20 protein-coding genes are annotated in these 22,498 nt (G+C 42.7%); 9 read left to right on the top strand and 11 right to left on the bottom strand.

Translation table 11 applies throughout. The features are described 5' to 3' along the window. Positions 1 to 21: 21 nt before the first annotated feature. Positions 22 to 762: a TetR/AcrR family transcriptional regulator gene (locus tag AC3CIA_RS23120; protein WP_171308672.1), complete on the top strand. Its 741-nt coding sequence runs from the start codon at positions 22 to 24 to the stop codon at positions 760 to 762. A 127-nt stretch (positions 763 to 889) separates the two neighbouring features. Here the strand turns inward: AC3CIA_RS23120 and AC3CIA_RS23125 are convergent, their stop codons facing one another. The 3 genes from AC3CIA_RS23125 to AC3CIA_RS23135 all read right to left on the bottom strand — a co-directional run bounded on the left by AC3CIA_RS23125 (position 890) and on the right by AC3CIA_RS23135 (position 3,133). Further along, positions 890 to 2,161 (bottom strand): DEAD/DEAH box helicase, encoded by a 1,272-nt coding sequence (locus AC3CIA_RS23125; RefSeq protein ID WP_017088235.1) that lies wholly within the window; start codon positions 2,159 to 2,161, stop codon positions 890 to 892. Positions 2,162 to 2,218: 57 nt separating this feature from the next. Next, the gene (locus AC3CIA_RS23130) at positions 2,219 to 2,830 is read right to left on the bottom strand and encodes an acyl carrier protein phosphodiesterase (protein ID WP_488519157.1); all 612 of its coding nucleotides are present in this window, start codon (positions 2,828 to 2,830) and stop codon (positions 2,219 to 2,221) included. Between the two features lie 174 nt (positions 2,831 to 3,004). Beyond that, positions 3,005 to 3,133: a hypothetical protein gene (locus AC3CIA_RS23135; RefSeq protein WP_004730901.1), complete on the bottom strand. Its 129-nt coding sequence runs from the start codon at positions 3,131 to 3,133 to the stop codon at positions 3,005 to 3,007. A gap of 446 nt (positions 3,134 to 3,579) precedes the next feature. Between AC3CIA_RS23135 and AC3CIA_RS23140 the strand changes: the two genes are divergently transcribed. Beyond that, complete coding sequence (locus AC3CIA_RS23140; protein WP_171328545.1) at positions 3,580 to 4,803, top strand: aromatic amino acid transport family protein; 1,224 nt, start codon at positions 3,580 to 3,582, stop codon at positions 4,801 to 4,803. 148 nt (positions 4,804 to 4,951) lie between these two features. Next, the gene (locus AC3CIA_RS23145; RefSeq protein ID WP_488519158.1) at positions 4,952 to 6,376 is read left to right on the top strand and encodes a methyl-accepting chemotaxis protein; all 1,425 of its coding nucleotides are present in this window, start codon (positions 4,952 to 4,954) and stop codon (positions 6,374 to 6,376) included. Between the two features lie 442 nt (positions 6,377 to 6,818). On the opposite strand, the gene AC3CIA_RS23150 is transcribed toward AC3CIA_RS23145, so the two are convergent. The 3 genes from AC3CIA_RS23150 to AC3CIA_RS23160 form a co-directional block, all read right to left on the bottom strand. Then, entirely contained in the window at positions 6,819 to 7,544 is a 726-nt protein-coding gene (locus tag AC3CIA_RS23150; protein WP_488519159.1) for an HAD-IA family hydrolase, read from the bottom strand. Positions 7,545 to 7,849: 305 nt separating this feature from the next. Continuing rightward, entirely contained in the window at positions 7,850 to 9,658 is a 1,809-nt protein-coding gene (locus AC3CIA_RS23155) for an HD domain-containing phosphohydrolase (protein WP_488519160.1), read from the bottom strand. Positions 9,659 to 9,718: 60 nt separating this feature from the next. Further along, positions 9,719 to 10,213 carry a hypothetical protein gene (locus AC3CIA_RS23160; RefSeq protein WP_372290093.1) on the bottom strand — a complete coding sequence of 165 codons (495 nt, stop codon included), beginning with the start codon at positions 10,211 to 10,213 and terminating at the stop codon, positions 9,719 to 9,721. Positions 10,214 to 10,461: 248 nt separating this feature from the next. Here AC3CIA_RS23160 and AC3CIA_RS23165 point away from each other — a divergent pair, with 248 nt between their 5' ends. The 4 genes from AC3CIA_RS23165 to AC3CIA_RS23180 all read left to right on the top strand — a co-directional run bounded on the left by AC3CIA_RS23165 (position 10,462) and on the right by AC3CIA_RS23180 (position 16,569). Beyond that, on the top strand, positions 10,462 to 10,938 hold the full coding sequence (locus AC3CIA_RS23165) for a CreA family protein (protein ID WP_017088239.1): 477 nt from the start codon (positions 10,462 to 10,464) through the stop codon (positions 10,936 to 10,938). Positions 10,939 to 11,080: 142 nt separating this feature from the next. Further along, positions 11,081 to 12,385, top strand: a complete 1,305-nt coding sequence (locus AC3CIA_RS23170; protein WP_054546914.1) for an inosine/guanosine kinase — start codon at positions 11,081 to 11,083, stop codon at positions 12,383 to 12,385. 293 nt (positions 12,386 to 12,678) lie between these two features. Then, positions 12,679 to 14,427 (top strand): formate--tetrahydrofolate ligase, encoded by a 1,749-nt coding sequence (locus AC3CIA_RS23175; protein ID WP_488519161.1) that lies wholly within the window; start codon positions 12,679 to 12,681, stop codon positions 14,425 to 14,427. 237 nt (positions 14,428 to 14,664) lie between these two features. Continuing rightward, a complete protein-coding gene (locus AC3CIA_RS23180; protein WP_488519162.1) occupies positions 14,665 to 16,569 on the top strand; it encodes a sensor domain-containing diguanylate cyclase in 1,905 nt (634 codons plus the stop codon). A 36-nt stretch (positions 16,570 to 16,605) separates the two neighbouring features. Here the strand turns inward: AC3CIA_RS23180 and AC3CIA_RS23185 are convergent, their stop codons facing one another. Beyond that, entirely contained in the window at positions 16,606 to 17,211 is a 606-nt protein-coding gene (locus tag AC3CIA_RS23185; protein ID WP_488519658.1) for a beta-phosphoglucomutase family hydrolase, read from the bottom strand. Between the two features lie 87 nt (positions 17,212 to 17,298). Between AC3CIA_RS23185 and arfB the strand changes: the two genes are divergently transcribed. Continuing rightward, a complete protein-coding gene (gene arfB / locus AC3CIA_RS23190; protein WP_004730912.1) occupies positions 17,299 to 17,709 on the top strand; it encodes an alternative ribosome rescue aminoacyl-tRNA hydrolase ArfB in 411 nt (136 codons plus the stop codon). A gap of 93 nt (positions 17,710 to 17,802) precedes the next feature. Here arfB and AC3CIA_RS23195 read toward each other — a convergent pair whose 3' ends face one another. Next, positions 17,803 to 18,120, bottom strand: coding sequence for a helix-turn-helix transcriptional regulator (locus AC3CIA_RS23195; RefSeq protein WP_065206071.1), 318 nt, complete (start codon positions 18,118 to 18,120; stop codon positions 17,803 to 17,805). A gap of 201 nt (positions 18,121 to 18,321) precedes the next feature. On the opposite strand from AC3CIA_RS23195, the gene AC3CIA_RS23200 reads away from it, so the two are divergent. Beyond that, a complete protein-coding gene (locus tag AC3CIA_RS23200; protein WP_488519163.1) occupies positions 18,322 to 18,648 on the top strand; it encodes a hypothetical protein in 327 nt (108 codons plus the stop codon). 100 nt (positions 18,649 to 18,748) lie between these two features. On the opposite strand, the gene AC3CIA_RS23205 is transcribed toward AC3CIA_RS23200, so the two are convergent. The 3 genes from AC3CIA_RS23205 to AC3CIA_RS23215 form a co-directional block, all read right to left on the bottom strand. Further along, positions 18,749 to 19,807, bottom strand: coding sequence for a S1 family peptidase (locus tag AC3CIA_RS23205; RefSeq protein WP_488519164.1), 1,059 nt, complete (start codon positions 19,805 to 19,807; stop codon positions 18,749 to 18,751). 263 nt (positions 19,808 to 20,070) lie between these two features. Then, positions 20,071 to 21,204, bottom strand: a complete 1,134-nt coding sequence (gcvT, locus tag AC3CIA_RS23210) for a glycine cleavage system aminomethyltransferase GcvT (RefSeq protein ID WP_029223675.1) — start codon at positions 21,202 to 21,204, stop codon at positions 20,071 to 20,073. Between the two features lie 494 nt (positions 21,205 to 21,698). Continuing rightward, entirely contained in the window at positions 21,699 to 22,322 is a 624-nt protein-coding gene (locus tag AC3CIA_RS23215; RefSeq protein ID WP_017082298.1) for a helix-turn-helix domain-containing protein, read from the bottom strand. Positions 22,323 to 22,498: the final 176 nt, after the last annotated feature.

Raw genomic sequence — 22,498 nt, forward strand, 5'->3', positions numbered from 1 at the left:
GTAATCAGGTAAATGTGTGAAATGAAGATGACTGAAAAGAAACAAGGCAGAAGAAGCGCAAAAGACGCTGAAGAGACGAGATTTTTGATCATGGGTGTTGCTGCGGATATGTTCTGTGAGCATGGTTATGATAGCGTTTCGCTTCGTAACATCAGTGAGAAAGCAGGTGTATCGCATAGCCTTATTCGCCACCACTTCGGCAGCAAAGAAAAAATCTGGCATGCGATAAGTGATTGTTTACACGCCTATTTTCAGTCTTATATTGCTAAGATAGTGGAAGAGTTACCAAAAGGCGTCGCACCAAACATTACTATCTATTTATTTAGTATGCGCCTCTTTAGCAACATGATTCACTCACGAAAACCGATGCAACTTATCACTGACTCTGTTCGTCAAAAAGACAACTTGGTCGATTACTTTATCGACAATGTTGGCGATGTTGAAAAAGAAATCAACATGTTAGCTGAACAATATAACGATGCGAATCCAAAGAACTTGATCAACATTTATGAGATTAAATGGCAAATGATCATGTATGCGCACGGTGCGGTATGCCTAACTCCCTTCATGGAAAGCACATGGAACGAAGGCGATATGGTCACCTCGCCCGAAGATGCCCTACTTAAGCATTGGCAACTATTCAACTCACAAATGGTAAGTAAGTTTAGAATCGAAGACCAATGGGTGCTAAACCCAATTAGCCTAGAAGAGCTAATTTATGAAGTGCCCTGTGTATGGAAGTGCAATCAAGAACATCATTAATCCAGTGTTTTTATTTTCCTTGGTCATAAATTGATTTACTTGAAACAAAAATGCGCCGTTACAGAACCAACTGTAACGGCGCATTTTTATATCTATAGATCTTTAAACTGGAGCTTTATCCAGCTTGTTAGCGACGTGCTTTACCGCGGTTTTGGTGAATCTTAAGCTTCGCTTTCATCTTACGTTTTTCTGATGAACGACTTTTACTTCGACCACCGCGATCAGGGGCTACATCTTTTTCTAGGCTTGGTTCAAAGCCCTCTAACCACTCTTGAGGTAAGCGAGTATCAAGTAAGCGTTCAATGTCACCCAATAGGTACGCTTCATCCTGACTCATCAAAGAAATCGCTAAACCGGTATTACCTGCACGGCCAGTACGTCCGATGCGGTGAACGTAATCTTCAGCTTTAAATGGCATGTCATAGTTCACAACTTGTTCTAGCTGCTGGATATCAATACCACGAGCTGCCACATCGGTTGCAATCAACGCTCTCACCTTGCCTGATTTGAAATCGTCCAGTGCTTTTTGGCGCGCACCTTGGCTCTTATCACCATTGATTGATGCCGCTTTGATACCGTCTAACTTAAGCTCTTTAACTAGAGCATCAGTGCCCTGCTTAGTTTTCGTGAACACCAACACTTGTTGCCAGTTTTTTGAGCCAATCAAATAGGCCAACAGTTCACTTTTACGCGATTTATCAACCGGATAAACCATCTGGGTAACGGTGTCAGCGGTGCTGTTTTTTGGCGTAACTTGAATTTCGCTTGGTGACTGCATCATTCGATGTGCAAGCGCTTTAATTTTATTGTCGAACGTCGCAGAGAAGAACAGCGTCTGACGTACGTCGTTCATGCGAGAAAGAATGCGTTTGATGTCAGGCATGAAGCCCATATCTAGCATGCGGTCGGCTTCGTCTAATACCAACACTTCCGTTTGGCTCAACATTATGTTCTTGGTGAACATATGGTCAATAAGACGACCAGGTGTCGCTACAAGAATGTCGGCGCCTCCACGTAAGTTATCGGTTTGAACCTTCATGCTAACGCCGCCGTAAGCCACCACAACTTTAATATCGGTGCCTTTCGCATAACTCGTTACGTTATCAAACACCTGTTGTGCCAATTCACGCGTTGGCACTAACACAAGTGCACGAACGAGCTTAGGGTTCGGAATAACATTGTCTTTAGTCTCGATTAATCTTTGAATAATCGGCAAACCAAACGCCGCGGTTTTACCGGTACCCGTTTGCGCACCAGCCAGTACATCTTTGCCTTCCAGTACCAATGGAATAGCTTGTTCTTGAACACTAGTCGGAGCCGTAAAGTTTAGCTCTGATAGCGTTGTAAGAAGTTGCTCAGACAATCCTAGTTGGTTAAAAGATCGGGTAGATTCAGACATAGTATGATGCTCAAAGATTAAATAGGCGCGGATTGTAGCAAACCTGCATTACGCTGTTTACCTTTCCTTTTGATTTTTCTTCATTTGAAGTGCATTAAACTGCTTCGCTTCTTCTAAAACGTTGGGATACAGCTCATTAAAGTGACACTGCAACGTATCATAGTGACGTTCGAGGTCGTCGTAACAATTTTTGAGCATGCCTAACTTGGGCCTTCTCAACGCCATACGTTGCAATACCACCTCTATGGAAGACATGTCTTGATAGCTTTCCAGCCAACGTTGTTCAGCCATCTTCTGATGAATCGTAATGAAGTTCTCAGGCCAGTGTGGCTCTTGATGTTCAAAGATCTGTTGATGACTATCGAAACAAAAATGCTCTAACGTCTGCTGCGAGAACTGAGTCCAATGATTGGCTAAGCAGTGATCCCAAAATACATCCAGTGCAATAGGTGCAAAGCGACGCGTTTGGCCTAAAAAAAGCGATTTTGCCGATCGGGATACATCGTGGCGGTCTGTGTAACTATCCACGAATCGATGAAGTCTTATTCCGTCTGAAAGCGAGGTTGAATAGTGTTTATTAGGGTCGCCTTTAACGAAGTCACCTAACAGATTACCAGCTAAGTTACTTTTACAGTGTTGAGCGATGTGGAGGTGTGCGAGAAAGTTCATTGAACCTCATTAAAGTATCGAGAACTAAGTAACATGGTAAACGTACTCGTTTATCTTCGCGAACTTTAATGAGGATAGTTTTGTTATGACGTGTGAGCGAATGAGATTTGCTCAGTTTAAGAATTGTCTAATTTGAGAACGTTGAACTACAGAAACCTTTAGTTCAGGTAAAACCTAGTTCGAAGACTTAAAAAGTTCTTCTGCTAATTGTTTAACCGCCTGCTCGTAGTCAGATAAATCAATGCCAATTTCCATGGCATCTAACAACTCAAGACTTTCGTCATTAAAAGATTGGTCACTCATAGTGCCCCCTCTATTCCTTGATGCGGACATGATGTCCGATTAACTAGTGCACCATCTTGGACTTATATTATGTCACTTTGATGAACGCACTCTACTCTACCCATTCCATATTTATAGCTTGAAGCTACTCGCGATCATTAGCGCTTGTTTACGCTAAAGGGGTATACGCGAACGACATATGTACTGTCACCTTACACCAAGTACAACAAATTACTCTACAAATTTTGAAGCAGATCATGGTCAAACGTTTGCTTCGGGCATTTGAGTGCTTCCAACTCACCAGTCGTAAATTATAGTTTACAGTGGATATTTTTAATTACATTAGACATTGCATTTGGAATTAAACTCAATCAGAATACTTGAAAATCGAGATATTCTTTGGGTTTATGCGCTTAAGCTAGAAGAATTACAATGAAAACACACCCTAACGTAAAGAATTATATACAATGAATAAATCAAAGGTTTTTGGTAGTACTTTGATCATTGCAGGCACCACTATTGGTGCTGGCATGCTCGCTCTTCCACTTGCTTCTGCAGGTATTGGCTTTTCAACCTCACTTTTTCTAATGCTTGGCTTATGGGCTCTAATGGCCTTTACTGCATTGTTAATGGTAGAACTACATCAATTCGCTGATTCTGACGCAACCCTACACACGCTAGCTGACAAAATCTTAGGGACAAAAGGTAAGTGGATCGCTAGCTTTGCAGTTATGTTCCTTTTCTACGCTCTGTGTGCAGCTTATATCGCAGGTGGTGGTGCGCAGTTTAATCAGCGTATCTCGGATATTTCAGGCTTTGAGCTTAATGGCCAAATTACAACCCTTCTATTCACACTGTTAGTTGCTGGCGTTGTGACGATTGGTACGCACAGTGTTGATAAAGTTAACCGCGTTTTATTCGGACTTAAACTGATTGCGATGGTACTGGTACTCAGCTTCCTAGCACCAAACATCACCTCTCAATACCTAATGAGCATGCCTTTACAGCAAGGGCTGATTGTTGCTGCAATTCCAGTTGTGTTTACCTCTTTTGGCTTCCACGGCAGCATCCCTTCAATTGTTCGATACCTAGATGGTGACGTTCGATCTCTACGTAAGGTCATGATTGTTGGCTCTGCACTGCCTTTGGTCATCTATGTTTTCTGGCAGAGTGTAACTCTAGGTGTGATCAGCCAAGAGCAGCTTTTATCGGATACAAGTTTGGGCGCACTGTTAGTCTCATTGTCACAAACCGTTCATCAATCAAACCTTAGCGTTATTGTTGGCGTATTCGCAGACCTTGCACTGCTGACTTCTTTTATTGGTGTGAGCTTGGGGTTATTTGAATTCATGGGGGATTCACTGAGCAAGAAACTAGGCAGTGCAAAACGCGTTAAAACAGCCGCTATCACTTTCTTACCGCCATTAGGTTTTGCCTTGTTCTACCCACAGGGTTTCATTACAGCTCTGGGCTACGCAGCCATAGCACTTTCAGTGCTCGCAATTTTGCTGCCGACAGTGATGGTATACAAGATTCGTTACACGGATTTCTCTGTAGAACCTCAAGGCAACGAAGCGACTTACCAAGTGTTAGGTGGAAGTAAAGCGCTGTTTTTAGTTGGCAGCGTAGGCGTTTTTATCATTGCGATTCAAATCCTTATTTCAGTAGGGCTATTGCCTTCTCTGGGCTAATAAACCCATAGAGAACAAAAATACTTGATAGATATCTCATAAACGATATGTTGGTATCATTAATTTTCACAATTAGTCGATTGGCATCACATTTTTATTGAGGTCGGTTATTTAGAGTCCACGGTAAAGGATTTACCGTGGAGTTTTTATGAAAGAAGTACAATTTCGAACGATAGATAAACTGTTTATTAAAATGTCTATCAACGACAAGTTTTGGGTCATTTTCTTGATCTTTTTTGCCGCTATGGCAAGCCTCGCTGGCCTCAACTACGTCAACAATATGGAACAAATTGACGCGAGTGCAAAACAGCAGGTTGAATATCAATTGCAAGGCATCTTATCAGCGTCAGATTCCCCAGCTTCCGTTCGTTCAGTTAGCCAACAAACACGTCCTCAAGAAACAACCATATTGAAGAATGGTGCAGTTACAGCAACAGCCATTGCACAAGATGGTAACTACTACTCTCTTACCGTTTCAAATATCGATACACAGAATCAAAAGCAGCAAGCACTGTACTCTTTATTACTCAGTTTTTTATGGTGTGTGCCTTTTGGTCTTTTCTGTTACTGGGTGGCGACTTTTCTAGGCGGTGCATTGTGGGTGCTTTACTCAACTACTCAAAAAATTGGTGATGGCGACTTAACATCACGCCTTGGTTTCCACCCAGGACGAGATGAGTTTGGTACGATTGGTTGTGCACTTGACCGTTCAATGGACACGCTTAGTGAGCTAGTCAACAACGTAAACCACAGTGCAGCGACACTAAGCGAAACATCGGCTTCTTTCGAAGCAGAGATGAAGCGCAGTGAAACACAAATCATGAGCCAGAATGCGTCTCTAGACTCTGTTGCTACTGCTATGGATCAAATGACCGCTTCAGCCAATGAAGTCTCTAACATTTCAGCACGTTCAACTGAACAAACTGAACAAGACGCGCAGCAAATCAACGACAGCCATACGAAAGTTCAACAAGCCATCTCAGAAATCACCACCCTTTCTTCTTTGATTGAGCAAACCTCATCTTCTGTTACTAGCTTGAATGTGAACACTAGCCAAATTAATGAAGTGATCACGACGATCAACGCTATTTCAGAGCAAACTAACTTGCTTGCTTTGAATGCCGCGATTGAAGCTGCTCGTGCGGGTGAACAAGGCCGTGGTTTCGCAGTTGTTGCGGATGAAGTAAGAACACTGGCAAGTCGCACTCAGTCGGCTACGGTTGAAATCCAAGCGATGATTGAACGCTTACAGCAAGAGAGCCAAAATATCGCTAAGATCACCGAGCAAACGGTCGATCAAGCGCAAACTAGCAGCCAACTGATTTCAAACATTGGGGACGATGTAAACTCGATTGCTGACTCAGCTCAAGCGCTAATGGATATGAGTATTCAGATTGCAACCTCAGCGGACGAGCAAAGCAACGTAGCGAACACCATCGCAGCTGAGCTTAACGATATTCGCAGTCAATCCGATGTGATTAAAGAAGTGGCTCAAAACTCTTCAAATGGCGTGTCGACACTGACAGACGCATCAGTTTCTTTGTCTAAAACTTTGGCAAGATACCGCACTTAGATTTGAGTGTTCACTTAGGCTGACCAAGTTAAATTAAGCGAAACTAAAAAGGACTCATCATGAGTCCTTTTTTATCGACGTCCGTTAATTACAGCTTCCTTTAATAACAACTTCCTTTAATAACTGCAGGAAACACATGGTCTTTAACGATGAGATTATCATTACCATGAAGCAAGTCGCAAAGGCGAGATTATCAAGTGTCAAAACTGTCTAATATTCGAGCTTAGGGGTAATCTAATTAAACGGGTCTTTTTTCGCTTACCCTCTTGCTGCAGGTGACACATAATGAATAAAACAGAAACACCAAACACCGACGACATTACATGCCCTTTATGCCAACACGACGAATATCTGCTCTCAGAAAGTGGAGAAAAGTTTACTTGTGCCTCTTGCGGTTTTCACACTAAACAATTTAGTAAGGTAGTCAGCCTTCAGCTAGGCTCTACCCCACCAAAGCTGCAGGGTTCGGTATTCCACCACTTGAGCAGTGTTTGCCATTAATCCAAACCGAAATCTCTTCCAAACTGTAGATATCCTGAGCCGCTACCTCTGATGAGTCGGCTTCGGGATCTACGACTGATTCATTGATACTTGGGCGCAATCGGAAAGATTGAATACCCGCACGAACACCCGCTTCAATTCCTTTCAAAGTATCGTCCACATAGATACACTCATTGGGTAAAAAGCCCATATTCATGGCTGTATACATAATCAGGTCAGGTTCTGGCTTCCAACTGTTGGCATCAAAAGCTGAAAACACTTTACCTTTAAAGTCATCAAGCATTCCTGTCATGGCCAATGAAGATTCAACCCGAGACTTAGGCGCATTAGAAGCGATACAAAATTCGATGTCCTGTCGCTTTAGAAATTCAATGAGCTCGATGGCACCATCCATCGGCTTTAAATGACGTTGGAACAAGGCTTCTAATTCAATACGATATAACGGCTCAAGCGTATCAATCGAGATAGATAGCCCTAAACGTTCCTGTGTATCCATTAAGATGTCGGCCAGCTTTCCACCTTGAAAGTGCGCATAGCAGTCATTAACGTTTAGCTCCGCCCCAAAGCCGGTGAATACATTCACCAAGGCTTGGCAACAAAGCTTTTCGCTATCGATGAGTGTTCCATCACAATCGAAAATTACACATTTAGTCTGTTCTAACCGCATAGCTCTCTCACTCGCATTGAATTCAAGTTTTATCCTATAGTGTTCTTTCAATGCGTGGGATGATTAAGATAACAGTTTACGGACGCAGGCTTATTTCTCTTCGCGAAATATGGGCTTGATCACCTTATGGCTCGACATAAGCAACAGCTTTCATCAAATTAACCCAGAATCTGCCAAACCAAATACTGCAAGGTTTACATAAATGACTTAATTTCAGTGGAAAATATAAATTGCCACGTCCTAGTCGGATTATGGCGAATTGATAAAGAAACCAAGACTTATAGACTATTCAGATAGAGCGAGAGTTAGCTAACAACCGACTCTTCTAATACCTTAACTTCAATCGAAGGTACAGACGCATATTCTACAGTTCCAGTATCGGGATACGAATCTCGGATGGCGACAAACTCGGGCAAGTGTTTCAGTAGCAGTTTGGTTAGTTTAGGGTCAAATTGATAGCCACACTCTCTATCGAACAAATCGACGACCATCTCTAATGGCCATGGCTCTTTGTAGCAGCGGGCACTAAGCAATGCGTCAAATACATCGGCTACCGCAGTAATGCGAGCAAACAAATGAATTTGTTCACCTACCTTACCATTAGGGTATCCAGTGCCATCCCAACGCTCATGATGTTCGTTAGCAATGATTGCTGCGAGGTTGGTAATATCACCCGCTCCGCTCTTCAGTAAATTGTAGCCCGCAGTGGTGTGAAGTTTCATTACATCCCACTCTTGGTCTGTCAATTTACCTGGTTTATCCAAGATAGATTCCGGAACCGAAATCTTACCTACATCATGCATCGGGCTTATGATCTCAATCATCTCGACCTCGCGATGGCTCAAGCCACGATACTTGGCAAGCAATGCGGATAACTTGGCTACACGCTTAACGTGATTACCCGTCTCGCCAGAGCGAGTTTCAATGGCTTCACCCAACACATGAATCATGTCCTTTTGAACATTCAAAGTTTGTTTCTGTAGAGCAAGGATTCGCTTGTTCTTTTTTGCCAACTCTTTCTTTTGGCGCAGGGTAATAAATTGCATCACGATAATCACGCTCAGCCCTGTAATGACCATGATTAAGCCCAACAACAATTGAAAGTTCTTTTGTAAAAAGGAGGAAGGCTCGTTAACAATCACAGATCCTGTCGGCAGTACATTATCACCAATACCAAACTTTTTAAGCGCCGGATAATTGAAAACAAAACGCTTGTTGTCACCGGGAACTAAAGGTGTAGAAAAATTAAGAGGCACATACTTATCCAATGCACTAACGGCCTCTTCGCCCATACTTCGCGAGTGGTTTACATAACCTCCGAGTACATCACCGACTATATTAAACTGCCATAACGCAAACACTGGTGCGGCGCTCGATGCAGATAAGGTTTCCGCGACCTCTTGATAGGTATGATATACACCTTGATCTAACTCAGTATTGTAGTGGCTCAGTAAGACCGCATCGTCAACAGAGACCCCTTTCAAGAACTCACTTGTTTGCTTGAGCGACAAATCGCGTATTTCTACCAAATTAATCGATGGAAAGCCTGCCATAAAATGGCTTATATCTTTACGGATTAGCTCAGAAGTGACGCTGTAATCATTGATGAAATAGAGGTTCTTTAGATTAGGTCTTAGTTTAGAGATCAGCTTAATATTGACGTCTATCTGATCGTTTTCATAAAGCACAGTCGCTCTATCAGACACCGCATACATATCGGTGCTTATGTCATTGATACCCGCCGCAACAATAGGTGTCGCACGGTCAATCAACGCACTCAGTGATTCAAGGAAATTAGCCGCGTTATCGTCAGTCGCAATAACACCATCAAATTTATAACCTGCGTATTTGGCTTGTAAGTAATCGGTGAGAGAGTGGTAGTACTCAGAGCTATGGACGCGCTTTGTATCCAAATACTCGATTGAGAGTTTAACTTCGGTTTGAGATTGGCTGAACGCACTGTCTATCCCTTTCTGAAAGTCAGCAGTCCATTGGTAAGAAGGTTCGTATGAGTGTAAAACTAGGATGCGTTTGATATCCCAGTCGGTAGCAAAACTGACTGTAGAAAAAGCGCTAACACACAATACAGCGATTGATATCAATAGCTTGTACATACAAAACCCTTTATAAAAGATGGGGTATTGTACTTAGATTAACGCTTTCTCAAAGAATCTTTAGTTCTCGACCCACACTTTATCGTGAGAAGCATGATCTTGTGCCCAAAAATCATGTAACTGCTTGGCAAAGCCGTTGATATCTTGACCGTTTTCAATAATCACGTCGGAGATCAACAGAGAGTCTTCCACTTCTGTGACAATAGCACTCGCCACAACATCACCACTTTGAGTACCAATGTATAAAACATGCTCATCAGACAACATAATCTGACTCAAGAACTCGAGCATATGTGCCCTTTCGGTTTCATCGTGATAAACACTGGCTTGGTTAAGTGAAAAAAGTACCGTCAGTTTATGGAAATCGACTTTATGAAGTTCATCAATTTGGGAAGGAATTTGATCTTGAGCGAGGAGTTGGTAATTCTTGGATGGGAGTCTGCTTTGATAAAGTTCTCGACCTAGCAAGCTCTCCTTTGCGGGATAAGCAATGTCGAGTTGGCTAAACAGCCATTGGTTTTTCTTATGCGCGCTTTCAGGTATTTCGTTATTCATTCTTTTAGTACCTAAGATTAGTAACCCCAAATATCACAGTTATTTGGAAGACATATGGTCGGCGTAGGTGCCGAGCTACATGCAGAAAGGATACAGAGCATAACTAACACCAACAAGTACTTTAAATGCTTCATATTTTTCATTCTCTCATAACATCCTTTAAGAACTCGGTGAAAAGCTCTACACTCGTATTCAAGCTTTCAATATCCTTATAGTAAACAGAACTATATAAATAAAAAGGACTTCTTATGAAAAAAGCCTTAATAGCAGCAGGTATCATCACAATGTTGGCAGGCTGTTCGGACAACGAGGTTGGCGACGTCTCTTTGGGATTCTTCACAATGAAGGATATCAAAATGTCATCTTTAGATGATGATAAGATCGAAGGTGTGACTTGTCACATTGCATCAATCGAAGCAAATCTTAGCCTTTCTGATCCAAGCGATAGCTCTATCTCTTGTCGTCAAACGGGCGAAATCACTCCAGAAATGATTGCTAAAATAGACAAAAGTAAATCAGGTGAAGTGGTATTCAAGCAGTCGAAAAGTATCTTTTTTAAAACGATGAAGGTTCGTCGTATCTACGATGCTGAGAATCAATCGCTGCTTTACTTGTCTTACACAACCAAAGAAACAGAAGGCAGTTTCAAACATAGCCTTTCAACCGTTCCGCTATGGGGTACAAAGGCTTACGTAGATCCGGCAACACTCGTTCCAGTCGAATAGTCTCACACGAATGGTCTGAAGCAAGAGTAAGCTGAATCACCTGTACAGACATTGCGCAGGTGATTCAAAATGTAATAAAAATGAAAGAAACAGAAACAAAATGTGATATCATGCGGCAAAATTTTTTCACTGTATTTGTCATATGAAATTTCCTGGACAGCGTAAATCTAAGCACTACTTTCCAACTCACGCCCGTGATCCGTTGGTCAACCAAATTCAACAAACACCTAAGCTTCACCGCGCAACAATTGTCGGTGTGGGTCAAACTATTGTTGATATCGAGGCCCGTGTTGACAACGCGTTCCTAGAAAAATACGAGCTGAGTAAAGGTCACTCACTAGTATTGGAAGAAAGTAAAGCAGATGCGCTGTATGAAGAATTAGTTCAACGCGGTTTGATCACGCATCAATACCCTGGCGATACTATCGGCAATACATTGCACAACTATTCCGTACTTGCAGACAGTAAATCTGTCCTGCTTGGCGTAATGTCTAAGAAGATTGAAGTTGGCTCATTTGGTTACCGCTACCTTTGCCGCACTTCTTCTCGTATGAACTTAAACCACCTACAAACCGTTGATGGTCCAATTGGTCGTTGTTACACGCTCATTACCGAAGATGGCGAACGTACGTTTGCGATCAACGAAGGACACATGAACCAACTACTCCCTGAAAGTATTCCTGAACAGATTTTTGAAAAAGCGTCTGCATTGGTTGTGTCTTCATACTTAATGCGCGGTAAGCCTGAAGATCCGATGCCAAAAGCGGTACAAAAAGCGATTGAATACGCGAAAGCGCACAATGTGCCAGTTGTACTGACGCTTGGTACGAAGTACGTGATCGAAGGTAACGCTGAATGGTGGCAAGAATACCTGAAAGAGAACGTAACCATCGTCGCAATGAACGAAGATGAAGGTGAAGCCTTAACCGGTGAAAAAGATCCTTTGCTAGCGGCGAACAAAGCGCTTGAGTGGGTTGACCTAGTTCTCTGCACTGCAGGTCCTGTCGGCTTATACATGGCAGGCTACACTGACGAGCCAGCGAAACGCGAAACCACACTACCGTTATTACCGGGTAACATTCCTGAATTTAACAAATACGAATTCAGCCGTGCGATGCGTAAGCAAGACTGTAAAGACCCAGTCAAAGTGTACTCTCACATCGGCCCTTACTTAGGTGGCCCACTTGAGATTAAAAACACAAACGGTGCTGGTGATGGCGCGCTTTCGGCACTTCTACATGACATGGCAGCGAACAGTTACCATCACGTGAACGTACCGAATTCAGAGAAACACGAGCACGCGTGCTTAACTTACTCGTCACTGTCTCAAATTTGTAAGTACGCAAACCGCGTAAGCTACGAAGTATTGACTCAGCACTCTCCTCGCCTTTCTCGTGCACTACCAGAACGCGAAGATAGCTTAGAAGAAACATACTGGGATCGTTAATCAACCATGCCAGGTTGTTAACTCATCAAAGTTGATGACCAGCTAGATTTTCCATTCCTGAAGGGCTGCTATATGCAGCCCTTTTTGTATTCAGCACTAATATAACTGCAGCTGAAGGTAGTCACATCGAATATTTTGCTCGTTTAACATTTGATCTCGCGCAATGACTCTTTAGATCTGTTATCTTCCAGCACATAATTCGTGTGGTTTGCCTTTACTTGGCAAATTTATACAGTACTATCGCCACGCAAACGTTTACGTACAACCTTTCGGTTCTGATATAAGGATCAAATATGCTGTCTGATATTGATATTTGTCGCTCTACTCCCCTTAAAAACATCAGTGAAGTTGCCAAACAAGCTGGCCTGCAACACAACGAACATCAGCCATTAGGGCAATACAAATCTAAAGTGTCTCTGACATCACTTGAACGCCTCGCCAACCAACAAGATGGTAAATTGGTCGTGGTGACCGCTATCACACCAACGCCTCTTGGCGAAGGCAAAACCGTCACTACTATTGGATTAGCACAAGGCCTCGCAAAGATTAACCAATCTGCGATGGCCTGCATTCGCCAGCCTTCAATGGGCCCAGTTTTTGGTGTTAAAGGTGGCGCAGCCGGTGGTGGTTACTCTCAAGTCGCCCCTATGGAACAATTAAACTTGCACCTCACCGGTGATATTCATGCTGTGACAGCCGCTCATAACCTCGCCTCTGCAGCCATTGATGCACGCTTGTATCATGAGCAGCGTGAAGGATTAGAAGCCTTTGAAACACGCTCTGGCTTAAAATCATTAGACATCGACCCAAGCAGAATCGTGTGGCGCCGTGTACTCGACCATAATGACCGTGCATTGCGCATGATCACAGTAGGCAAAAACGAAGCAGACAAAACAATTAATGGCCTTGAACGCGAAGATGGTTTTGATATCTCAGCCGCTTCAGAGCTGATGGCTATTCTCGCGCTGGCCGATGATCTACAAGACCTACGCAAGCGGATCGGCCATGTCGTACTCGCATATAACAATCAAGGTTCGCCATTAACCGCAGAAGACTTTAACGTCGCGGGCGCTATGACAGTAACGATGAAGGACTCTATTGAACCAACATTGATGCAAACCCTTGAAGGTGTGCCAACGTTGATTCACGCAGGACCTTTCGCAAACATTGCACATGGTAACTCTTCAATTATTGCCGATAAGATTGCTCTAAAACTCAGTGATTTTGTTGTGACTGAAGGCGGCTTCGGCTCTGACATGGGGTTTGAGAAGGCGTGTAACATCAAGGTTAAAGCGTCGAACAAGAAGCCCGATTGCGCCGTAGTTGTCGCAACATTACGCGGATTAAAAGCCAACTCTGGTTTATACGATTTGAGACCGGGTACTCCATTGCCTGATTCAATCTTTAATGACGATCAAGACGCGCTCACTGCAGGCTTTGAGAACCTTAAATGGCACATCAACAACGTTAAACAATATCAAGTGCCTACTGTCGTTGCGATCAATCGATTCCCACAAGATTCAGCTCAAGAGCTCGATACTTTGAAACAAATGATCACCGACTTTGACCCAAGTGTCAGCGTTGAAGTAAGTGAAGCCTTTGGTCAAGGTGGTGAAGGTGCAGTTCAGTTGGCTCACGCCGTGGTAAAAGCATGCCAAACAGAGAGTAAATTTAAGCCTTTGTACTACTCTAAGCAAAGCTTAGAAGAGAAACTGATGGCAGTCGCTGAAGTCGGATACGGCGCAGCAAGTATTTCGCTATCACCACTGGCAAGGAAACAACTCAAAGAGTTCAACAAACATGGTTACGGTGGCCTATCCGTATGTTTGGCCAAAACACCATTATCTATATCTACCGAAGCTCATATAAAAGGCGCACCGACTCAATTTGATGTACCGGTTAGAGAGCTCAAACTGTGTGCTGGTGCCGGCTTCATCTACGCTTTGTGCGGCAACGTAATGACCATGCCAGGCTTACCTGATAAACCGGCTTTCATGTCATTAGATATTGATAGTAATGGTAATATTATCGGCCTAAGCTAGCTGCTCATAGCTAGATAAACGGCAATTAATCGCGATTAATTGGGCTCAAGCTTCAGATCGGCGTTCTATATCGAGCAATCATTTTTTAACGAAGTGATTGCTCAACAATCAAGCTTAATTGCAAAAAGTTGCACTAAAACCATAATTATATGCAAAGCTTGTTTTAAGTTCTGGGTCAAGATCACATTAAAAACCCCATAAAATATATAGTATTGCGCTGATTCTTTGAGGACAGTGATGAATACGAGTATAAAAAAACTAGTCAGCCAATTTCTATGTACCATTTTTGCCCTAGGACTAGTCCCTGCCCTCTATATTAACTCTGAATTTGATCGGATAGACGCTCAGCACACGCTAAATATTAAGCAATCAAGTCAAAACCAAATTGAATACAGCTTCCACGAACTGGCCGTTATTGTTGAGCAAATATCTAATTCTGTTCCTTCCATCGCAGACTCTCAAACGTTGCTTCGCGCAATTGAAGAACCATCAATTGTTCATAAACAAGCTCTGCAAGATCTGTGGGTGATGTTAGCTCGCGGACAACAATACTATTCTCAACTTCGCTACCTCGACCTAGAAGGTAACGAGGTTTACCGTATCAATTACAACAACAATAAAGCGACAATAGTTCCTGAGAATAAACTGCAGAACAAATCAGCTCGTAGCTACTTTAAAGATCTCCACCGACTGAAGATTGGAGACGTAAGCTCCAACGGTATCGATTTAGAGATTGAAAATGGTGAGGTTGTCCATCCTTTGATGCCAGCCCTAAGGATAATGACACCAGTCGCATCAGAAGATCGTATTATTGGTTACTTTATCGCTAACCTGAATATGCTCGAGGTCTACGACCGCCTTCTTTATCAAATCGGTACGTCATCCGCCGTCCCTGTTATTCTTAACAGGACCGGACATGTCATCATGGGCCCGGATATCGAAGAATCGTTTGGGCATCTTATTGAATCTCGTTCAGATAAAACCTACGCGAAGCTTTACCCTGAACTTTGGAAAGCCATTCAAGAAAATACCTCTTCTAGCTACTTTGATGGTAAAAACTGGTATTTCCACTCAGATATCAGCCCTAAAATAAAGCAATTTGAAGGACCAATTTATTTGGTTCTTCATGTTGAAAACCAACTGTTCAGCAGCCAATACCGACAAGAAAAACAAGCCATATTCGTGCAGATCATCACCTTATCTTTCTTAATTTCGATGATCTCAGCAGGTTTTGTGCTTTGGAACAGTAACCATAAAAAGAACAGCATCGATAGCCAACTGGCTAAAGCCGCGATGAATGGCATGTCAGCCTTGGTAATTACTGACCGAAATAACCGAATCATCAAAGTAAACCAAGAGTTTACTCGCGTGAGTGGTTACGATTTGGAAGATGTAAAAGGACGTCAGCCTTCGATGTTTGCCTCTGGTCGCTACAATCAAGAGTTCTACATCAAGATGTGGAGCATTATCACCAAGACGGGAGTTTGGGAAGGCGAAGTGGTCAATCGCCGTAAAGACGGGTCTTTGATCACTGAGATATTACGAATCCAAACCATCAAAGATTCGAAAGATGTGATTCAGTTTTACGTCGCTTCTTTTGTCGATATTAGTAAACACAAAGAACTCGAAAAAAAGCTCAGAAACCTAAGTGAAAAAGACGCGTTAGCTGGTTGCTGGAATCGAAGAAAATTTGACCTTGAACTTCGTGACGAATGTTCTCGTGTTAATCGTTACCCTACTCGCGAGCAATCTTGCTTAGCTATCTTGGATATTGACTACTTCAAACGTATTAATGACAGATTTGGGCACGATTACGGTGATCGAGTCATTCAAACAGTCGCTCAAGTGCTTCAGCGTGAATGCCGTGAAACGGATTTTGTTGCTCGCATTGGTGGCGAAGAGTTTGGTGTGATTCTGCCTCACACCACAACAGAAGAAGCTGAATACGTTCTCAATAGGCTGAGAATTGCTGTCAGCCTTGAACTCGATAACGTAGTCACTGTGAGTGGCGGCATTACTAACGTCACCAACGATCCAGCACTGAACTACAAGTGCGCTGATTTAGCGTTATACGAAGCTAAAGCGGCAGGTAGAAACAATGTATGCTTATTCCTAGACAAAGAAATGAGTGAAATAGCCTAACAATTGACAGTACAAGCACTCTTGTTAGGCTCTCGATCAACTTGGGGCCGGGTAAAACTCTAACTTATTCCCTTCTACCACCAGAATACAATCCATCTTCGCAGCATGAGCGGCTTGTTTACCTAAGTTCGTATCTTCAAACACAACACACTGCTTTGGCTGTAATCCCATACCAAAACACGCATCTAAGAAGGTATCTGGATTGGGTTTGTGATTCTTAACGTCTGTTGCTGTCACTAGAATATCGAGCTTGCTCAAGATGTCTGTCTTATCCAATAACTGTTCGGCACTTTTACGTTGACTGCCCGTTCCTACTGCAATCTTTTTATTACCCAGATGCTCTAACAGCAGAGAGTGAGTACAAGGGATGATATCTCCTTTGTCTTCAATCGCAGCAAATGACGCCATCTTAAACGTAGAAACCGCTTGTGGGTCGAGCGATAAACCGTATTTACTGTTCACCTCACCCGCGATCTTATAACTCGGCATGCCACCTAAGCTATGCAGCCAAGACGCTTCAAAATGAAAACCGAATTCTTCAGCCGTTTGCTGCCACGCCTTTACATGTGCTGGCATTGTATCGATCAACGTACCATCCATATCAAAGATTAATCCATCATATGCCGTTAAATCTATTTTCATCACTACTACCACTCTTTGAGAAAGTTACTGATACCATAACCAATATTCAGTATCATGACCCCATGTTACCGTTCAAAATGGATGTTTATGTTACAAATATCTAACTCTGTTTCGATTCAAGACTGGGAACTCCAGTTAACTGCGATCAGAGCACAAGGAGCAGGCGGCCAAAACGTCAATAAAGTATCAAGTGCGATACATTTGCGTTTTGACATCAAGCACTCCACCCTACCAGATTTCTATAAAGAGAAACTGCTTGCACACAAAGATAGCCGTATCACTAAAGATGGCGTGATTATCATTAAGGCGCAGCAGTATAGAACTCAAGAACAAAACCGTGATGATGCTTTGGTGCGTTTGAAAGAACTGATCTTGGAAGCAACAAAGGTTCAAAAAGTAAGACGAGCAACTAAGCCGACGCGTGGCTCTCAGAAAAGACGTTTAGAAGGTAAGAAGCAAAGAAGTACCACCAAGCAACTGCGCGGAAGAGTAGAATAATTGTTTCATGTCATCAGTGAACACGTCACCCATGAAACAACCGCTCTAACTCTATTTATTTAGAGAAAAGACGGTACCTATTAGACCAAAACGCTACGGCTGCTTTTTGACCGACAAAATCAGCTTGATTAACAACATGCGCTCTTCGCTGGTCAGTAAACGACTGACCGCCGCTACGTCTTCCGCTGTCGCTTGTGATGCGCCAACAACATCCAGTACCACATCCAAATCGGTAACTTTCAACGTCCTCGTGAGCGAACGATACTGAGACATTTTGATATCAGCTTCACCACGTTCGATTCGTTGATAGGTTTTTAAACTCATTCCCGCACTTGAGGCTAATTTTTCCTGGGACAAATTAGCGAGCTTCCTGCGATCAATCAGCGCCATGATTATGGGTTCTTGTGACATAAGCTTATCCTCAATAGACAGTTATGACCTAATTTCAGCAAGAAGCAGACCATATTGACTCGCAACGGTTTACATACGCCATTAAAGGCATATTATTCGATTATTAAAAAACGTTACGTTTCATAAACTTTGACACTTAGATCGGTCGTGAGCGTACAGGCTACTAAACTTGAATATTTAAGTGTTGGGAAATAAAAAAAATTGCAAATTGCGAATAATAAAGACGTCAAATTGGAAATTGCGAATCGCTATACATTGGCATTTCCTTGCATAAAGCACGCATTAGAATCAGAAAATACCCGCAATCAAATTATCGCGGTACAGCATAGGCTACTCACTTACAAAGAAGTGTTGTTGCACGGGAACATGTTGGAAGATAAGGAATTAAGACAGGCTTTTTCTGCATTGAACCCAAGTGAAAAAGGTGTCGCGCAAGGTGGCATCAAAAGTATCAATGATGCAATAAAAGAGATGGATGAGATTCTAGAAAGGTACAGCCGAAAAGCGGTTGTAGAACTAAACAGCTAAGTAACTAAGCGGGTAAATGACTAAACAGATAAACCTGCAGAGATAAAAAAGTCGACGCTATCGTTAGATAAAGCGTCGACTTGTTCAAAACATTGAAGTTCTAACGTAACACGGCTTTTCTAAGACCCGCGAACAACATCAGCATACCTAGCAAACCAAATGAAACACTACCACCACTACTACCTGAGCCAGACGAACTTGTGCCAGCATACGCAACTCGTTTTGCCTCTGTCGCAGAAAACTGGACGGTTTCAGTGCTATCGATTGATCCATTAGTCACGTCAGTTATCCAATCTTTATAATCATATATCTCTGTAAATACTGATGTAACACCGATGCCTGCACCACAAGTAGTTGGTCCAAAACTGGTTATACCAACCTGCTCATAAGTAGACCCATTTTTCCAAAAAACCGGGCCACCAGAATCACCTTGGCATGTACCACCATATAGACCATTATTCGGTCCATCACCATTAAAACAAATTTGTTTGTCTGTGACTAAGGGACCGAAGACAGCTTTACAATTAGGAGTGTCAACGTATGTAAGATCAACTTGTTGTAGCAAAGTTGTACCATCAACATCCGTTTCTATGTCGCCATGGCCAACTGCAACGAAATCATTCGCAGCATTAAGGTAAGTATCAAATTGAGGAATAACAGTTTCAGCGGAAGATTGAAGATTGAGAGAGGCTTCTAACTTTAAAATCGCAATATCATTTCTTAATAACTGATTGATACTATTTGAATAATCAGTTCGGTAATACACCTCTGATACTCGTACTTTTGGAATATTCCCATTAGGAAATAGCGAGGTATCTTCCAATTGAGGCACAACCACTGTAAACAACTGTGCACTCTGATCACCGTAAATACAGTGTGCCGCTGTCAAGATATGGTAATTGTCTAAAATAGTCGCACCACAGTATGAACCTTTCGAGTAAACGCCGTCGTAACCAATACGATCGATGAACAGGCTTGCCATCGAAGGAAATTCACTCACAGATGCGTTACTACCATTCACGATATAAGGTGTGACACCCGCATCAGGAGCACTCTCGGCCGTGTTTTCCGTCGCCAATACACTAGATGTATAAATCAACGGTGCTAATAGCACTAAAACGGCTTTACGAACCGGACTCACTGTATAGTTCACATTCATAGTTAACTCCTTGTAACCACTACGACTTATTTATAAAAATGATATGTGGCCACCATAACACGGCATAAACCTGAGTATAGTAAGTATTTGTAACGATATGGCCACATCTCTCATTTTATAAACGAAATTCCAGACGATGTATCTTTACCAATACTCAAAGTTATGTACGTTACCGAATACAAAAAAGCCTACCGTCATACTTCTTAATATAAAGAGGTAAACAATAGGCTTTGATTCAACTTAGTGGTTTATCTTAAAAGAGATTAGCCACGGTAGTAACGTTGAGGTACGAAAGGCATTTTTTCTACTGTCATTGGTAGCTTCTTGCCACGAACGTCAGCGAAAACTTCCGTTCCAATTGCTGCTAGATCTGTACGAACGTACGCCATAGAAACAGGCTTACCAGCGTTAGGGCCAGCAGTACCGCTTGTTACAACGCCAATCTTGTTGTCTTCAGCATCGAACAGCTCTGCGCCTTCACGTACTGGCGCTTTAGTTTGACCCACTAGGCCTACACGCTTACGTTGAACATCTTTCGTTGCGATTTGCTCAAGGATGATATCAGCGCCTGGGAAACCGCCTGCACGCTCACCGTCAGTACGACGAACTTTTTGAATACCCCATAGAAGGCTAGCTTCTACTGGTGTTGTCGTTGTGTCTAGGTCGTGACCATATAAACATAGACCACACTCAAGACGAAGTGAGTCACGAGCACCAAGGCCAATCCACTCCACTTCTGCTTCTGATGTTAGTTTACGAGCAAGTGCTTCAGCGTGATCGTTCGGTACTGAGATTTCGTAGCCGTCTTCACCGGTATAACCACTGCGGCTTACGATGCACTCTACGCCGTCGATATCGACTTTTTGAACGTCCATGAACAGCATGTCTGCAACACTTGGTTGGAAACGAGCAAGAACTTCAGACGCTTTAGGGCCTTGAAGTGCTAATAGAGCGCGATCATCAATCACTTCCATTTCTACGTCAGCTGGAAGGTGCGCAGTTAGGTGGTCGATATCTTGTGTTTTACAAGCCGCGTTAACAACAACAAACAAGTGATCGCCTAGGTTAGCAACCATCAGGTCATCCATAATGCCGCCCTGCTCGTTAGTAAAGAACGCATAGCGCTGTTTACCAGAAGGAAGGTCAATAATATCTACAGGAACCAAAGATTCTAAGACAGCTGCTGCGTTTGCGCCATGAAGACGAAGTTGCCCCATGTGAGAAACATCAAAAAGACCGGCAGCATCACGAGTGTGTAAATGCTCTTTCTTTACACCTAGTGGGTACTGAACTGGCATATCGTAGCCAGCGAAAGGAACCATTTTTGCACCCTCTTCAACATGAAGTGCATGCAGTGGTGTTGTTAGTAGGTCTTGATTAGCGTGTTCTTGAGTCATTTTCTTCTCCATGAAGCGTTGCAGGCTGTCCAAAGTCGAGTCTGCCGCTTATATCTCTATTTAGAGTCGCTTCTAACGATAAGTCTCATCATTAGTCACCTCAGCGTATTCGCGTTAGTCACCTTGACGTCTTAACCTTAGAAACAGTAGATAGTAAAAAGTGATGTCTTTTATATAGGCTTATATCGTTAGCTTGATAAATCAGGTTAGCTGTACAAAAGCTCTACAAGTCACTTTCTAAGAATTCACTTCAGTAAACTTCAATCAACATGAGTAAACCGTGTTCACTATAATAAACAAGCCTGAGTCAGTTTTACACCCTTAACAATAGTAAAACAGTTCAAAATGTGACATTTAACAATTTAAAAACAATTTTTCGATGCATACAAAAACGCGATATTGATGATTATCACATCAATATCGCGTCTGTTGGCTAACGTTAGAAACAATAGCAAACGGTTGCATTCACTATAAGAAATTCCAACTTTGTTAATTTATTTTGCTGTCACCCACAAAATGAGCGCGTCTTCTGCGCTGGTCGAGATAAGCATGTGACCCATATTGGCATCATAATACATGCTATCACCTTCACTCATTGGCACAGGTTCGTAGAATTCTGAGTAGAACATCACATCACCAGAGATGATCATCAAAAACTCTTCACCGTCGTGACGTACCCAATCGTTATACTCTTCAAAAGTACGCGCTCTCACGCGACTCTTAAAGGGCATCATCTTCTTATTAGACAGCTCTGTTGCAAGCAGTTCATGCTCGTACGTTGGGGTTGGGTGAGGTTTACCTTGACCGGCCTTAGTTAAGTCACGACGCCCCGTTGCGACCTTTTTCCTTGGTGGCTCAAACAGTTGGGGCATATTTATTTGTAAGCCCATCGCTAGCTTTTGCATCGCTTGGAAGGTTGGAGAGATTTGCTCGTTCTCAATTTTGCTGAGCGTAGAGCGAGCTAAACCAGTACGTTGGCTCGCTTCTTCTAACGTAATCCCAAGCTTGCCGCGGATATCTTTAATGCGCTGACCAAGCCTAAGTGGTTCGATATTCTGGTCTAACGTTTCCTTCGCCAACGTTAAAGATGGGTACTCATCATAAATGTCTTCTGACATAGGTCCCTCATTAAATTCTTGCTTCCTGTCTATTAATTTCATTGTTGCATGAAGCGCTTTGTTGATTAAAGAGCACACAGAGAAATAAAGCGTGCTCCCCGTAGCAAAACAAGAAAAGTTGTTTCCTATTGGAAATTTTTGTTGAAAATTGATTTTATCGGAGCTATGTTATCGAC

Source organism: Vibrio sp. QJM3NY_27, from assembly GCF_057785955.1.